The sequence below is a fragment of the Pedobacter ghigonis genome (assembly GCF_903166585.1).
GTDB lineage: Bacteria > Bacteroidota > Bacteroidia > Sphingobacteriales > Sphingobacteriaceae > Pedobacter > Pedobacter ghigonis.
The window spans coordinates 593,991-607,941 of record NZ_CAESCM010000001.1; the positions used below are offsets into that span (position 1 = coordinate 593,991).

Genomic DNA, 13,951 nt, shown 5'->3' on the forward strand with positions numbered 1-13,951 from the left:
TGTAGAGCTGTCGATAAAACTAATCATCCTCCTTAAACCCTTAACCAAATGTCATTATTCATCTTACTTCTTGGTATCCTCCTGCTGTTTATTTTGATTTTGAAAAAGATCAACCCGATGATTGCCCTGCTGGCTGTAGCCATTATTACTGGTTTGCTTCTGGGGATGCCGGCTGCCAAAGTAATGAGTGCCATAAGCAATGGTATAGGCAGTACACTGGGCAGTATGGTAATGGTTTTGGCATTGGGTGCCATGATGGGCAAACTGATTGAGGATAGCGGCTCTGCCAAAAAGATTGTATTCATTCTCATTAAAGCCTTTGGTCAAAAAAATATTCAGTGGGCAGTACTTTTAACGGGCTTACTGGTTGGCATTCCGCTTTTTTATAATGCCGGCTTTGTGGTTTTAATTCCGCTGGTTTTTGCTATAGCCGCTGCAACAGGTCTCTCCAAACTATATATTGGCTTGCCAATGGCTACAGCCCTCTCGGTAACCCACGGCTTTTTACCACCGCACCCTGGCCCTGTAGCGCTGGCCGGTATATTTCATGCAGACATTGGAAAAACGCTGATTTATGGATTAATTCTAAGCTTGCCCATTGCCGTTATTGCCGGGGTTTATTTACCAAGGCTGATCTTAAAACGAAGCACAAACGTTGTACAAGATGGCTTTGTAATTAATGAAGACGAGCATCTGCCTTCGGCTTCTAAAAGTTTTATTACGGCACTCTTACCCGTATTTTTAATTATCGCCGGTACGCTGGGCAGTAGTTTAAAAATGGATTACCCTGGTAAAGCCATCTTTGTATTTCTCGCTGATCCAACTGCCGCACTGCTCCTTTCGGTAGTACTTACCTTAATGCTGCAAAAGGCCTCGATTGCCAAAGCGATGGAATCTTGTACCGAAGGGGTAAAAAGCATCGCCATGATCGTTTTAATTATTGCGGCGGGTGGTGCCTTCAAACAGATTTTGATTGATAGTGGCATGGGCGAAACAGTAAAACAGCTAACCGGTGGTTTAAACTTATCTCCTTTGCTTTTAGCCTGGCTCATTACAGCATCGCTCAGGGTTACGTTGGGTTCGGCTACCGTTGCGGCATTAACTGCATCGGGTATGGTTTTACCTTTAATTGGGCCGGGTACCCCGCCCGAGCTAATGGTATTATCGGTTGGTGCCGGGAGCCTGATGTTCTCGCACGTTAACGATACTGGTTTCTGGATGTTTAAAGAATATTTTAACCTTACACTCAAAGAAACCTTCAGTACCTGGACGGTGATGGAAAGCTTAGTATCTATATTGGGTTTGGTTGGCGTGCTGGTATTGAATCAGTTTGTTTGAGACATCTGATCGTCATTTCGAATGGAGTGCAACCCAGTTGAGGAATCTACCAGGATGATAAATTTTTCCGATAGCTCTCTGCAAACATGCTGTTGCACTCCCGTTGATATTGATTTATTAATTCTTCACCCTGTTCTTCTCTGCATCCGCTCCCGATGATTCGTGATTGGACGGTGTGCTAAAAGCTTTACCAAAGCGATAGCTGTAACTTACAACCACCCTTCTCGAATCCTGCCGGTTTACCCAGTTAGCCTCCGTAGCAGCTAGGTTATTAATTACCCCATTAAATATGCGGTTTCTGAAAATATCTCCAGCTGTTAGTTTCAAGGTGCTTTTTGCACTTAATTTTTTCTGTACTGCTGCGCCAAACTCGTGCACTGATCCCAATAAAAACTGCACATTAGAAAACTTGCTCTGGTACTGTCCGTTTAACTCGGCGCTCCAGCTTGGACTGATTTTAAACTGTAAATTGGGGTAAGCCCTGAAAAAAGTACCATTGGTTACCAAATAACCCGTATAAAAATCGGTCTTCGAAACCATTCTGCCTACCTCGGTATAAGCATTCAGTTTAAGCCATTTGGTTAAATCAATTTCTGCATTCACAGAAAGATTGGCTACCCTGGTTTTACCCACATTGGCCGGCCGACTGTAATAAGTGCCATTTAATATTTCGATGGTTTCATTTACTTCATCGCGCACCCAGCTGTAACTAAAGGTGGTGGTTATTTTACTCTTAAAGGTATGCGATAGTTCTAAGCTCTGTGTAAACGAAGGCTTTAAAAAAGGATTGCCCACATAATAAGTAAACTTATCCAAGGGTGAAAAGAAAGGGTTCAGGTCCTGATAATAAGGCCGGTCGATGCGACGCCCATAGTTTAAGCCCAGCTGGTTATTACCTGCTGTATCGAGTTTGTAGGAAAGATAAAATGTTGGGAACAAGCTATTGTAAGTGCGTTTAAAACTCGAATCGGGTTTAATGAGATTGCCCAGCTGGTGCCCGTTCGAAACTGTATTTTCGTACCGTAGCCCAACCTGAAGCGAAAACCTTTTCCCTTCCCTGCTCATGTTCAGGTAAGCAGCATTGATATTTTCGCGGTATAAAAAGTGATTGCTCTTTTCGTAGTCGGGAGTCGTTTTCCCGTTCGAGGTATTGAAATAACCAGCAGTGTTATTGGTTTTGGTGTAGGCTGTTTTGGCTCCGACATCAAGCTTCCATTTATTGGCCAGCGGATGGCTATAATCTATTTTAGCCGTATAAATATCAATATTGGAAGGCAAATCGCCAGTTAAAATATCCTGATACTTCAAAGCCATACTGGGCAGATAGCTGAAATTGTAATAGGTTTGATCAGTTTGGTTGTGATAAAGCAGGTAATCTGCATCGAAAGTCAGTTCTCTGCCTGTCTGGTTAAATTTATGCCTGTAGTTTAAATTAACCCCGGCATTCTGATATTTAATCTGATCGATATTTTCGGCGCGGATTACCGAATCGAGTTGCATGGCCGCGTTAGATAGGTTGCTGGTATTGTTGTTTACCTGTTTCGAAATCCGGTTCATGCCCGTAAATACCACTCCCCAGGTAGTTTTATCGGTAGCATAAAAATCGATGCCTGTTTTCAGGTTAAAAGTATGGCCACGCCTGCGGAAATAAGAATTTTGGTTAAAGTAGGATTTGGAACTACCATCGTCATTTTTATATTTCCGGTTCAAATCCAGATCGGTAAAACTGTTGTTAAGGTTGTAACTCAGTGTTCCGAAAACGTTCAGCTTATCCTTACGGTAATTAAAGTTAAAGCTATCGTTTGAACGACTCATCTGTCCCTGATTCAGGCTCAGATTAATCCCACCGTTAAAACCTGCCGTTTTGGTTTTCTTGGTTTTGATGTTGATTACCCCACCATTTCCCGCCGCATCATATTTGGCTGGTGGGTTGGTCATCAGTTCAATCTGATCGAGTGATGAGGAGGGTAACGAGCGCAGATAGTTTTCCAGGTCGCCACCTGAAAGATAAGTAGGTTTATCGTCGATAAAAATAGCCACTCCGTTTTTCCCCTTAAGCGAGATGGTTCCATTCTGATCGACGCTCACACCCGGCGATTTGCTTAGCACATCGAGCGCTGTGGTACCTGCATTCGAAATCAGCGCATCAACATTCACTACCATGCGATCTATTTTGCGTTCAACAAAAGCTTTTTGACCAGCAACCGTTATCTCTTTAAGGTTATTGGTACCGGTACCCATTTTAATATCGACTAAAGCGATACTGCTATGTGCCGCATCCACCAGCAAAGTGTCGCTCTGGTAAATGGCTGCTCCTACCACTGATATTTTAATCAGATACCTCCCGTAAGCAAGCTTATCGAAACCAAAACGTCCGTCAGCTTCGGTAAAGCTGGTTTTTACCAAAACTGCATCTTTCAGCAGAGCCACCGTAGCAAATTCGATGTTTTTGCCTTCGGCATCCAATACCCGACCATAAATTTTGGATGATGGTGTTTGAGCTTGAGCGAAAGTAAGGGCAATATTCATCCACATGACCAAAAAGGCCACAATTGTTGTTTTCATGAAGGGGTTGGATTAGCGCTTTTTAGAAATTGGTTTTGTGGTTCTCTACCATGAAATTATACATCAGCGAGTGTCCTTCGTTTTTTAAGAACTTTTGCTTGTATTTTTTCTGTATATCCGCACTTTGCTTAACACCATTTACAATCAGTTCATCTTTATTAAGCTTATACGAGAGTTTGTTTGTGCTGCTGATAATACCATCTTTGATCATCTGCTGGTTGATTTCCGTGGTATAATCGTGGCCATCGCCATTGGTTACCGTTTTAGAAGTAACTGTCCGTTCAACACCTGTTCTGGTTGTAGTAGTACTACCATAAGCCGGTGGAGTTGGCGGGGTTGGAGGTGTAGCCGGCGTTGCAGGCGTAGGAGGAGTTGGTGGTGTAGGAGGTATCGCATATGAGCTCACCGGCCTTGGCGCTCTTGCCGGGCGTGGTGCTCTGGCTGGTCGCGGAGGGCGCGGCGGACGTGGCACATCATAACCTTTTCCATCAGCATGTTCTTTTGCCCATTTGGCGTCTTCCTTCGCCCATTTTGCATCTTCTTTTGCCCATGCAGCATCCTGCTTAGCCAGCTCTTTATCTGCTGCGGCGCGTTTTATATCTTCTGCTGCCATTTTTCTATCTTCCCTTGCACGTTTCTGATCTTCTTTGCGGGCTTTAATATCCTGTTCCTTTTCAATTGAGGCTCTATTTTTTTCTTGCAACGATTTTTCGTTACGGTCCATTTTAGCCGCTATTTCGCGTTCTATCTGTTCGGCAGATTTGCCTTGTTTTGCTTCTTCGCTGCTGCGTTTAGCTGCTACACGCTTTTTGGTCGAATCCTGTACTACCTGAATGGCGCTTGATATTTTATTTGCGTTAACTGTTTTTGCATGGCCAACACTTTTAAATGCAGCAGTGCAAACCACTACCGAAACCAGTGCGATGGTTAATATTGTCTTTTCCATTTTGTTTAAAGTTGAATTGGTGTTAAATAACATCCTGCTTGCCCTTTGCAGCAGGCTACCTTTCTTACCCGTAACTGCCATGGCATAAGCAGGTGCACGCTGCTTAAACTCCTGACAGACTACCAGAGCCTGAACGTAGTTTTTACGATCGTTTACACAAGCGATGGCCAAATCATCGCAACAGTGTTCACGTTCTGTTTTTATTAATTGCGATACCCAAAGTACCGCCGGGTTGAAGAAAAAAACGATTTCGATAAAGCTTTGCAGCAGGTTTACCAGATAATCTTTACGCTTAATGTGTGCCAGCTCGTGTGCGAGAATGGCCTCTACTTCGGCAGTTGATAATCCGTTAAGCAAGCCTAGCGGAATCAATACCAATGGTTTAAAATGCCCCACAACCATAGGCATTTGCGCAATACCCGATTGCATCAGACTAATTGGTTGGCTTATACCCAGCTTCTCGCTAAGTTCTTCCAGTTTTACATCCCATTTTTTGCCTGCAGCATAAATTGCATGGTTACGCAAGTGGTAAACATTATTTAACCCCACAATAAGCTGGATACTTTTACCACAGATGATCAAAAACCAAATTAAAACAATCTGTACAGTATAGGCATTCCATAATGAAAGGGCCCGGTTCATACCCGCACTCATTTGATCCTGCACACTGGTAATGACTTGTCCGTCAACAGGTGAAAGATTAACTACCTTTTGGTTATCACCAAACAATTGTGCAGCAATTACCGGTTTTTGCAGTTCTGTATAAAAAGTAAAAGCAATGGCCACAACAAACAGACTTAAACAAACGGTTAGCAGGTTGTAGCGTAAAGCAGCACTTGCCTTACGGGTGGTAAACATAACTAAACCTGCCAGCAGGGCCAGAATTACGCCCAGCCAAAGTGAGTGAAACAATGTTGCACCTAAAGCATGCAACCAGTTCTCGGGTAATAGGTTAACCAGTTTAAATTCCATAATGGTATTTTTTCAGCATTTATTAATTATTCCATGCTATCCAATAGCCGCTTAATCTCTTCGATTTCTTTTTTAGATGTTTTTTCATTCCCTAAAAGCTGCATCATCAGTTGCGATGCCGACCCTTTGTACAGGGTATTTACAAAACGATCTAACAATTGTACTTTGGTTTTTTCTTCTGCCTCAACCGGAATATAAATGTGCTTCATTTGGCTTTCGTCACGCTTTAAAATTCCCTTCTCTGTTAAAATCTGCATCTGTTTAAGGGTCGAAGTATAATTCACTTCCCGCTGCGTATTTAACTGATCGTTCACGAACCGAACTGTAGAAGGACCAAATTCCCACAAAACCTGCAATATTTCTAATTCAGCTTTGGTAGGTTCAGGTAGATTATTTTCAGTTTGATTCACTTTCATACCTTAAAGGTACGATAGTTTTCGTACGATACAAATATTAGCTTAATTATTTTTATAAATCTCATGCCACAAACAACATAAACACCTCATTATCAACAATAAAAAATTTAAGGAAATAAAAATATTTCAGCTACCCTTCTAATTCTTAGCGAGAAATGAGATTAAAAAGACAACAAACATCTGATGTTTAAAATAAACATCGTATGTTTGTATGCAAATTCAAAGCTATGGAACAGGAAAGTAAACTTTTCGAGCAGGTTTCGGTTAAAATCCGGGCTGACATTAAAGCAGGCAAATTTAAGACGGGTGAAAAAATACCACCCGAACCAGCCCTGATGGAGCTTTACGGAGTAGGCCGATCTACCATTCGCGAAGCGGTAAAATCGCTCACTTTATCAGGTATACTTACTGTTAAGCAAGGTTTCGGCACTTTGGTAAATGCAGTGCCTACCGAACCCATTGAACAAAGGCTGCGCCGGTCGGATTTTGAAGAGATTAACCACGTAAGATCTATACTGGAGCAGGAAATTGTATTGCTAGCTACACAAAACCGTACGACAACAGATTTAGAAGCTATAGCTGCAGCTTTGGAAGGCAGAAAGTTGGCTATTGAAAAAGAATCGCGACTGGATTGCGCCAATGCTGATATTGAATTTCACCTAGCCATTGCACGGGCTTCAGGCAACCATGTTTTAGCCGATCTTTACGAAAGCTTTACAGTTATTATTCGTGATTTCTTTGCCAAAAGAGCTCCATCGGGCATTGCACATTTCGCCATGAGCCATCACCTGCACCAGGCTTTATTTAATGCGATAAAAGATGAAAATGCCGACGCGGCACGCGAAATAACCATTACCATATTGGACAATAACCATTAATATCATGTCAATTTTAACTTTTACCCTGATTTTAATCCTCGGCGCATACCTTGCAGGTTTAGTTGGATCGTTAACCGGTTTGGGTGGCGGCGTAGTCGTTATACCACTGCTTACCCTTGTTTTCCACGTCGATATCCGCTATGCCATTGGTGCAGCGTTATTGGCTTCTATCGCCAACTCATCGGGTGCGGCAAGTGCTTATATCAAAGAAGGTATTACCAACATCCGGCTGGGTATGTTCCTCGAAATTGCCACTACACTAGGCGCAGTTTTAGGAGCTTTAATTGCTATTTATACACCTACCAACACCATTGCTATACTTTTTGGCTGTGTACTACTTTTCTCTGCCGCCATGACGCTTAGAAAAAAGAACCAGGAGGCCTTAACCGAAGGCAGCAGACTATCGGCGGTTTTAAAACTGAACAGCAGTTATCCAACCCCTACAGGCAACGTAGCTTACAAGCTCAAAAACGTGGGTGCAGGCTTTTCAATTATGACAGTTGCTGGCGTAATGTCGGGTTTGCTTGGGATTGGCTCTGGTGCATTAAAGGTATTGGCCATGGATACTGCGATGAAAATCCCCTTTAAAGTGAGTACCACTACCAGTAACTTTATGATTGGGGTAACGGCGGCGGCCAGTGCTGTGGTTTACCTACAGCGGGGCTACATGGATCCAGGTATTGCTTTCCCCGTAGTACTTGGGGTATTGGGAGGTGCATTTACAGGCGCAAAATTGTTAACGCATATCAATCCTTCCACCCTGCGGGTTATCTTTTGTGTTGCCATCACCTTTGTCGCCTTCGAAATGATTTATAACGGTTATCACCATCAATTTTAATAAGAATCATGAAAAATTCAATTTCAAAACAGCTTATCGGCGATCGGGATGTAGAAAAAATTGTTGGTCAGTTATTACGCTTCGGGGTAATTACCGCAAGCTTAATTGTTTTATTGGGCGGAATACTTTTTTTAGTCCAAAACGGAAACGGACCACGTCCAGATTATCATATTTTTAAAGGAGAGCAAGACAGTTACATCACTTTTGAAGGGATCTTTCTGGGACTTTTTACCTTTAAACCCATGGCCATTATCCAGTTTGGAGTGCTGCTGTTAATTATTACACCCATTATGCGGATCGTATTTTCGCTTTTTGCATTTATGCTTGAAAAAGACAAACTATATGTTATCATTACGCTAATTGTATTGGGCGTGATTCTTCTCAGCACTTTTGGCGGATTGAAGGTATAATATTTCGGTTGGTGCAGACACCAACCGATAGGCAGCAGATAATTAGATTTAGTTACCAGCCCAGATGCGCGGCTTGCATGATCCTGTTGGTCGGTGCCTCACCGACCAACATAATCTCCTAATCAACCTTAACTTCTTTGATTACTGCGATGATATCTTCTTCACCGTATCTCACCGAAGCGGATTCGAAAGTTTGCAATGCCGTTTTAGCCAAAGGTGATGAAATCCCTTCTGCTTTGGCCAGATTTAGATCTTTCACAATGTGTTTCAGTGCAAAGGCAGCCTGATATTGATCAGCGATAATAGCATCACCTTTAATTTTGGTAAAAATATTACCTATAGCGGCATTGTTAATCAGACTGAGCAGATCTTCGGTTTTGATTCCCTGTGCATTGGCAAATACCACCGTCTCGGCCAGTCCCTGGGCATATAAAGCCAACAGTGAATTGATGGCCAGCTTTGCATTATTGCCTGCACCTGTATCGCCCACCCGCATGGCCAGTTTTCCAAGCTTTTCTAAAATGGGTTTAACTTTGTTAAAAGCAAGCTCATCACCACCTACCATAATCACCAGCTGACCCGTTTCTGCCTGCTTTACACTACCCGAAACAGGTGCGTCTAAATAATGGTGACCTTTCGCTGTGCATGCCGCAGCCATTTGCCGCGAGATGGATGGCGAAACCGTACTCATATTGATGATGGTTTTTCCAGATACCATTGCGCTCAAAATACCATTTGTACCATTAAAAATGGCTTCAATTGCAGCATCATCACTCACCATTACAAATACTACATCAGTTTGTACAAGTAAATTTTTGGGCGTTTCTGCGAGTAAAGCTCCTATTTCTTTTAAAGTTCCTTCTTTGGCTTTGCTCCGGTTATATGCTGTAACTTCGTATCCTGCTTCAATCAGTTGTGTAGCCATGGGGATGCCCATATTACCCAATCCGATCCAGCCTATTTTTGTTGTGTTCATTTTACAGTTTTTGTTAATAAACAAATGTGGCAAAGAAAAAGCTGAAATCGTTAACCAGCCTGGTAAAAATGATGTTGGCCAAACAAAATAAATTTTTATTGCACTAACTTTGATTTCCTATTTAACTACCTATGGCCAGCCTGCTAAAAGATTTATATTCACCCGCATTTTACAACCGGTTAAGCAGTGCCTTAACTGTCACCGTTCCCGGATTTGATGAGCAAAAGTTTGTTCAGAACATTTTTGTTCCAGAATTTAATTCGATGGAACTGAAAGAAAGAATGAAACACACTTCAAAAGTATTGCATCATTTTTTACCTGCTGCTTATCCGCAAACGATTATACTGATCAAAAAAACAATAGAGCAGCTGAGGGTTCAAGGCATTGGCGAAGATGGCCTGGCTTATATGTTTTTGCCAGACTATATTGAAACTTATGGAATTGATGATTTCGAGAATTCGGTTGAAGCACTGGAATTTCTTACCCAGTTTGTAAGCTGCGAATTTGCCGTACGTCCCTTTATTTTGAAATACGGAAACGATATGATTTTACGGATGCAGCAATGGTCGGTACACGAAAGCCATAAGGTGCGCAGGCTTGCCAGCGAGGGCAGCAGACCGCGCCTGCCCTGGGCCATGGGCATTCCCTTTCTGAAGAAAGACCCGGCTGCTATTTTACCGATTTTAGAAAATCTTAAAAACGATCCTTCAGAATATGTAAGGAGAAGTGTGGCCAACAGTTTGAACGATATTGCCAAAGATCATCCACAAGTGGTTTTGGAGATAGCTAAAAGCTGGTCGGGTCTGAGTGCAGAAACCGATGCGCTGATTAAACACGGTAGCCGAACCCTTTTAAAACAGGGCCACACCGAAATTTTGAAACACTATGGCTTGGATGATACCGGCATTGTATTGAAAGATTTTAAGATTTTAACCCCTGTAGTAAAAATTGGTGAAAGTCTTGCCTTCTCATTTTCTATATACAACGAAAACCCTACCGAACAAAAGGTAAGACTAGAGTATGCCGTATATTACAAAAAGCAAAATGGGCAGAACACCAAAAAAGTATATAAAATTTCTGAAAGGATTTATCCGGGAGGTGCTGAGGTAGACATTATCCGCAAGCAAAAATTTGTATTAATTACCACCAGAAAATTCCATTTGGGCGATCACCAGGTTTCGATAATTATCAATGGGGCAGAAAAGGAGCTGGCCAGTTTTGAGCTAGAGGCCTAAACGCGGATTCTAACAATTTCAAATCAGTAAAATCTGTTTTATCTGCGGGGAAATTAATTCGCTTATTGCCCAATTTCTTCCACAGATTTAAGAAGATTAGCGCAGATATTTATTAAGTTTTGCCCAGCAATATTTCCTAACGTTTTAACGGTACAAACAAAATAAGCCGGCTTTTATAAAGGCCGGCTTATTTTGTTTGTATGTTGAGATTTTTCTAAATGGTGTTTTACAGCAAACCGTACAAACCATGCGCATAATTCCTCAATGAGGCCGATACCGTTTTCATCTTATCGGGCGATGGTCCTTTAACTTTATAGGCCTCCGGATGAAGGGCTAAAGGTTGTTCATCGTTTTCTGCTGTCGTGCTTCTGTTGCTTAATGTAGCATGTTGTTCTTCGCTTAATTTTAAAGGTGCCATGATCTCGAATTTATACTACAATAACAGGGCAACTTTAAATATGTTTGTCGGTTAAGCTTAATTTTTCAAATTAATTTTCGAGACTGGAAATCCAGTTTTCGGTATCAGAAACTTTAACCGGTGTTGCACTGGCAACAATCTTTAAAACACCTCCTGCATTGATATCCTCCTGTGTAATATAATTTTTCTTAAACGGTTTTCCATTCAGGAAAACTTCCTTAATATATTTGTTTTTTAAGCTAAAATTAACGGTTTCAATTTTGAAGGTTTTTCCCTTTAGCAGGTTATAAGTAACCGTTGGGAACAAGGGCACATTTAAATAATAAACAGGCCAGCCTACGCAAGCCGGAGAAAAACCACTGGCTGCAAATACATACCAGGCACTCATCGCACCGGCATCGTCATCCATGGTGCGCAGGTAGGCATGCGGCTGGTTGCGGTAAATTTTACCGATATAACTGCCAATACCACGACTGTTATCGTTAAAATAATTCTGGATTACCGTATCCGCCGCCAGTTGATGCATCCAGTATTGCGATTTATATCCCGATTTGGTTACGTTATACATCAGCGGAACCTGTAAATCGGGTTCGTTGGCATGGTTGTACAAATCGCGGGCAAAAAATTCGTCAAGTTTAGCCAGGTATGACTCTTCGCCCCCATCAAGCTCAATAAGTCCTTTAAAATCGTAAGGCACAAACCACCTGTACTGCCAAATGGTACCTTGATATAAACCTCTGGCCTGCATGCGGTCTACATCGTTCTTGCTCATGTCTTTAAAATCCTTGTTCCAGTATTTTTTGTACTCTAGCGCTTTTGCCAGATAAAAATCGGCTTTTTCCTTGTTCTTTAAGATCTTGAATATTTCGGCCAATGCCCAGTTATCATAACTCGATTCTAAGGCTTTATCAGGTGATTTATAATCCAAACCATTTACTTCTTTCACCAGAGAATCGGCAATTTTATTAAAATCGACCGGATAACCTTTACGGTATGCATCAAGCAGCACCACAATGGCGTGCTCTGAACGCACCGTATTGGATGGCTCATTTTGGCCGGCATAATCTTTTTTACCAGATTGGTAAAGGTCGGCAATGGAAGTAACCATACCTGCGTAACGGTCTTGCGCGATTAATGAAAGTAAAGGCAACTGTGTGCGGTAATTATCCCAGATGGCCCAGCCATTGTAACGGATTTCTTTATCTTTTTGCGCTTCACCTTTGGTGTTCCGGTAGCTACCATCGGTTTCGGAAATGACATAAGGAGATTGCATGGTGCGGTACAGAAGTGAGTAGAACAATTTCGCACTTTCCAAATCACCATTTACTGCAATTTTAGACAAATTGGTATTCCAGTCTTCACGGCTCTGCGCCTTTACCGCGGCAAATGCATTTTTGTTGATAGAAGACTTTGCGGCAGTCACACTTACCGATGAAAGGGCAATATTGATACCAGCAGTGGTGATGCCAGACTGCAAGGTTGCGATTAACTTATGCTCTCCGGTCACTTTCCAGGATACATTTTCACCTATTTCCAGATAATAAAATAACTTATACTTACCGGCACCACAAGTTGTTTTAGAGGTGATCCAACCGCTAACGGTATTGCCATTCACCTCGTGTTCTTCAGCCACAAAAGCGCCGTTAAAAGCATAACCTAAATCGAGGTAAAAGCCTTTCGCCCCTACTGGAAACTGATAGGCATGCTTGCCGGCTTTGCCTAAAACAGTAAAACTGGCTTTAATTTTATTTTCAAAACCAACTTCGTAGTAACCCGGAGCGGCTTTTTCTGATGCTTTGATTAATTCTGATTGCTCCGGATCGGTACCTAAGAAAGGTTTGATAAAAATATTCCCACCTGATCCCTGGCAGCCTACGCCCTCGAAACGGTTATGGGTAAAACCTTCAAATTTCTTAGCCAGGTATTCGTAACCAGTATGCGTTTTAGGGTAGGTTTGCGGCCCAATACTCAACATGCTAAAAGGATAAGATGCGGCCGGCGACATCTGCCCATGATCTGCAGATGAACCTAAAAAAACATTTACCTGATCGACAGGTTTTGCCGAATTGACTGAAAAGATATTCGTTTTTTGCTGTGCTAAAACGTTTAACGAAAACAATAACAGGAATCCTATTATTTGAACAGAAAACTTCATTTGTGGTTTGGTTTATAAATTGCGCCAAAATAACATTTTAAGATGAAGTGGCGGTTATGTTTTAGCTTCTTTACAAAAATGGTTCTGGTAATGATCTGGCAAAGTCCGTAAACGCTTAAAAAAAAAGCCATTCCGAGCTCCGGAATGGCTTTAATATCAAGTGTGTTATAAAATTTATTTCACAGCAACCGGAACAGAAATCTTATCCCAATCTAAAGAGAAACCGCTTTTACCTATTTTATAGACCAAACGCTCCTGAGTTGCTTTCAAAGCTTTTGTTTTTACATCAACACGTAAAGCATCTTTAGCTTCTTCGTATTTATAAGCACCCCATTGTTTAGGCTCTTTGTTAAAAATAGCTGTCCAGGTTCCGCTTTCCTTAGGGATTAAGAAGAAACTGTATTTACCAGCTGGTAATGCTTTACCTTCAACGGTAATGTCTTTATCGGTTTCGAAAGTAGTAGCTTCGTTTGCACCTGCACGCCAAACTTTATCCCATGCTTCTAAGCCACCCCAAATTTTACGGCCTTTAACTGCAGGACTGCTGTAATTAATGGTAATGGTTGCATTTTTAATTTTGCCTGTTGCAGTTGCTGCAGGACTTGGTTTAGGCTGCGCATCTTGTGCCATTGCACCTACAGAAATCGTAATTGCTGTAAATAACATAGCGATTGATTTGATCATCGTTTTCATAGTATTATTTTTATCTGTTTTGTTGTTCTTTTGATTTACGAATTTATGGCTTTAGCGCGATAAAACAATAATCCTAAATAAATTGATACCGGAATGACGATACAGGTATAC

General features: G+C 41.8%; 12 protein-coding genes. 5 read left to right on the top strand and 7 right to left on the bottom strand.

Features of this window, described 5'->3' with window-relative positions; translation table 11 throughout:
- Nucleotides 1–48 precede the first annotated feature (48 nt).
- Nucleotides 49–1,338 (top strand): GntT/GntP/DsdX family permease, encoded by a 1,290-nt coding sequence (locus HWV58_RS02350; RefSeq protein ID WP_175632518.1) that lies wholly within the window; start codon nucleotides 49–51, stop codon nucleotides 1,336–1,338.
- 117 nt (nucleotides 1,339–1,455) lie between these two features.
- Here the strand turns inward: HWV58_RS02350 and HWV58_RS02355 are convergent, their stop codons facing one another.
- From HWV58_RS02355 to HWV58_RS02365, 3 genes are read right to left on the bottom strand one after another with little or no spacing between them, the layout of a single operon-like run.
- The gene (locus HWV58_RS02355) at nucleotides 1,456–3,903 is read right to left on the bottom strand and encodes an outer membrane beta-barrel protein (protein WP_175632519.1); all 2,448 of its coding nucleotides are present in this window, start codon (nucleotides 3,901–3,903) and stop codon (nucleotides 1,456–1,458) included.
- Between the two features lie 22 nt (nucleotides 3,904–3,925).
- On the bottom strand, nucleotides 3,926–5,821 hold the full coding sequence (locus HWV58_RS02360; RefSeq protein WP_175632520.1) for a M56 family metallopeptidase: 1,896 nt from the start codon (nucleotides 5,819–5,821) through the stop codon (nucleotides 3,926–3,928).
- 26 nt (nucleotides 5,822–5,847) lie between these two features.
- Nucleotides 5,848–6,237: a BlaI/MecI/CopY family transcriptional regulator gene (locus HWV58_RS02365; RefSeq protein ID WP_124558407.1), complete on the bottom strand. Its 390-nt coding sequence runs from the start codon at nucleotides 6,235–6,237 to the stop codon at nucleotides 5,848–5,850.
- 227 nt (nucleotides 6,238–6,464) lie between these two features.
- Between HWV58_RS02365 and HWV58_RS02370 the strand changes: the two genes are divergently transcribed.
- From HWV58_RS02370 to HWV58_RS02380, 3 genes are read left to right on the top strand one after another with little or no spacing between them, the layout of a single operon-like run.
- Nucleotides 6,465–7,115 carry a FadR/GntR family transcriptional regulator gene (locus HWV58_RS02370; protein ID WP_175632521.1) on the top strand — a complete coding sequence of 217 codons (651 nt, stop codon included), beginning with the start codon at nucleotides 6,465–6,467 and terminating at the stop codon, nucleotides 7,113–7,115.
- Between the two features lie 4 nt (nucleotides 7,116–7,119).
- On the top strand, nucleotides 7,120–7,953 hold the full coding sequence (locus HWV58_RS02375) for a sulfite exporter TauE/SafE family protein (RefSeq protein ID WP_175632522.1): 834 nt from the start codon (nucleotides 7,120–7,122) through the stop codon (nucleotides 7,951–7,953).
- Between the two features lie 8 nt (nucleotides 7,954–7,961).
- Complete coding sequence (locus tag HWV58_RS02380; RefSeq protein WP_175632523.1) at nucleotides 7,962–8,363, top strand: DUF1634 domain-containing protein; 402 nt, start codon at nucleotides 7,962–7,964, stop codon at nucleotides 8,361–8,363.
- A 118-nt stretch (nucleotides 8,364–8,481) separates the two neighbouring features.
- Here HWV58_RS02380 and HWV58_RS02385 read toward each other — a convergent pair whose 3' ends face one another.
- Nucleotides 8,482–9,339 carry an NAD(P)-dependent oxidoreductase gene (locus tag HWV58_RS02385; RefSeq protein ID WP_175632524.1) on the bottom strand — a complete coding sequence of 286 codons (858 nt, stop codon included), beginning with the start codon at nucleotides 9,337–9,339 and terminating at the stop codon, nucleotides 8,482–8,484.
- Between the two features lie 131 nt (nucleotides 9,340–9,470).
- On the opposite strand from HWV58_RS02385, the gene HWV58_RS02390 reads away from it, so the two are divergent.
- Nucleotides 9,471–10,574 carry a DNA alkylation repair protein gene (locus tag HWV58_RS02390; RefSeq protein WP_175632525.1) on the top strand — a complete coding sequence of 368 codons (1,104 nt, stop codon included), beginning with the start codon at nucleotides 9,471–9,473 and terminating at the stop codon, nucleotides 10,572–10,574.
- 226 nt (nucleotides 10,575–10,800) lie between these two features.
- Here the strand turns inward: HWV58_RS02390 and HWV58_RS02395 are convergent, their stop codons facing one another.
- The 3 genes from HWV58_RS02395 to HWV58_RS02405 all read right to left on the bottom strand — a co-directional run bounded on the left by HWV58_RS02395 (nucleotide 10,801) and on the right by HWV58_RS02405 (nucleotide 13,840).
- Nucleotides 10,801–10,992: a hypothetical protein gene (locus HWV58_RS02395; RefSeq protein ID WP_175632526.1), complete on the bottom strand. Its 192-nt coding sequence runs from the start codon at nucleotides 10,990–10,992 to the stop codon at nucleotides 10,801–10,803.
- A gap of 70 nt (nucleotides 10,993–11,062) precedes the next feature.
- On the bottom strand, nucleotides 11,063–13,147 hold the full coding sequence (locus tag HWV58_RS02400) for a glycoside hydrolase domain-containing protein (protein WP_175632527.1): 2,085 nt from the start codon (nucleotides 13,145–13,147) through the stop codon (nucleotides 11,063–11,065).
- A gap of 174 nt (nucleotides 13,148–13,321) precedes the next feature.
- Nucleotides 13,322–13,840 carry a DUF2911 domain-containing protein gene (locus HWV58_RS02405; RefSeq protein WP_175632528.1) on the bottom strand — a complete coding sequence of 173 codons (519 nt, stop codon included), beginning with the start codon at nucleotides 13,838–13,840 and terminating at the stop codon, nucleotides 13,322–13,324.
- Between the last annotated feature and the right edge of the window lie 111 nt (nucleotides 13,841–13,951).

What these genes read in the sequence shown, in the direction of transcription:
- HWV58_RS02350 (WP_175632518.1), top strand. Translation starts at nt 49, where the DNA reads ATGTCATTATTCATCTTACTTCTTGGTATCCTCCTGCTGTTTATTTTG.
- HWV58_RS02355 (WP_175632519.1), bottom strand. Translation starts at nt 3,903, where the DNA reads ATGAAAACAACAATTGTGGCCTTTTTGGTCATGTGGATGAATATTGCC.
- HWV58_RS02360 (WP_175632520.1), bottom strand. Translation starts at nt 5,821, where the DNA reads ATGGAATTTAAACTGGTTAACCTATTACCCGAGAACTGGTTGCATGCT.
- HWV58_RS02365 (WP_124558407.1), bottom strand. Translation starts at nt 6,237, where the DNA reads ATGAAAGTGAATCAAACTGAAAATAATCTACCTGAACCTACCAAAGCT.
- HWV58_RS02370 (WP_175632521.1), top strand. Translation starts at nt 6,465, where the DNA reads ATGGAACAGGAAAGTAAACTTTTCGAGCAGGTTTCGGTTAAAATCCGG.
- HWV58_RS02375 (WP_175632522.1), top strand. Translation starts at nt 7,120, where the DNA reads ATGTCAATTTTAACTTTTACCCTGATTTTAATCCTCGGCGCATACCTT.
- HWV58_RS02380 (WP_175632523.1), top strand. Translation starts at nt 7,962, where the DNA reads ATGAAAAATTCAATTTCAAAACAGCTTATCGGCGATCGGGATGTAGAA.
- HWV58_RS02385 (WP_175632524.1), bottom strand. Translation starts at nt 9,339, where the DNA reads ATGAACACAACAAAAATAGGCTGGATCGGATTGGGTAATATGGGCATC.
- HWV58_RS02390 (WP_175632525.1), top strand. Translation starts at nt 9,471, where the DNA reads ATGGCCAGCCTGCTAAAAGATTTATATTCACCCGCATTTTACAACCGG.
- HWV58_RS02395 (WP_175632526.1), bottom strand. Translation starts at nt 10,992, where the DNA reads ATGGCACCTTTAAAATTAAGCGAAGAACAACATGCTACATTAAGCAAC.
- HWV58_RS02400 (WP_175632527.1), bottom strand. Translation starts at nt 13,147, where the DNA reads ATGAAGTTTTCTGTTCAAATAATAGGATTCCTGTTATTGTTTTCGTTA.
- HWV58_RS02405 (WP_175632528.1), bottom strand. Translation starts at nt 13,840, where the DNA reads ATGAAAACGATGATCAAATCAATCGCTATGTTATTTACAGCAATTACG.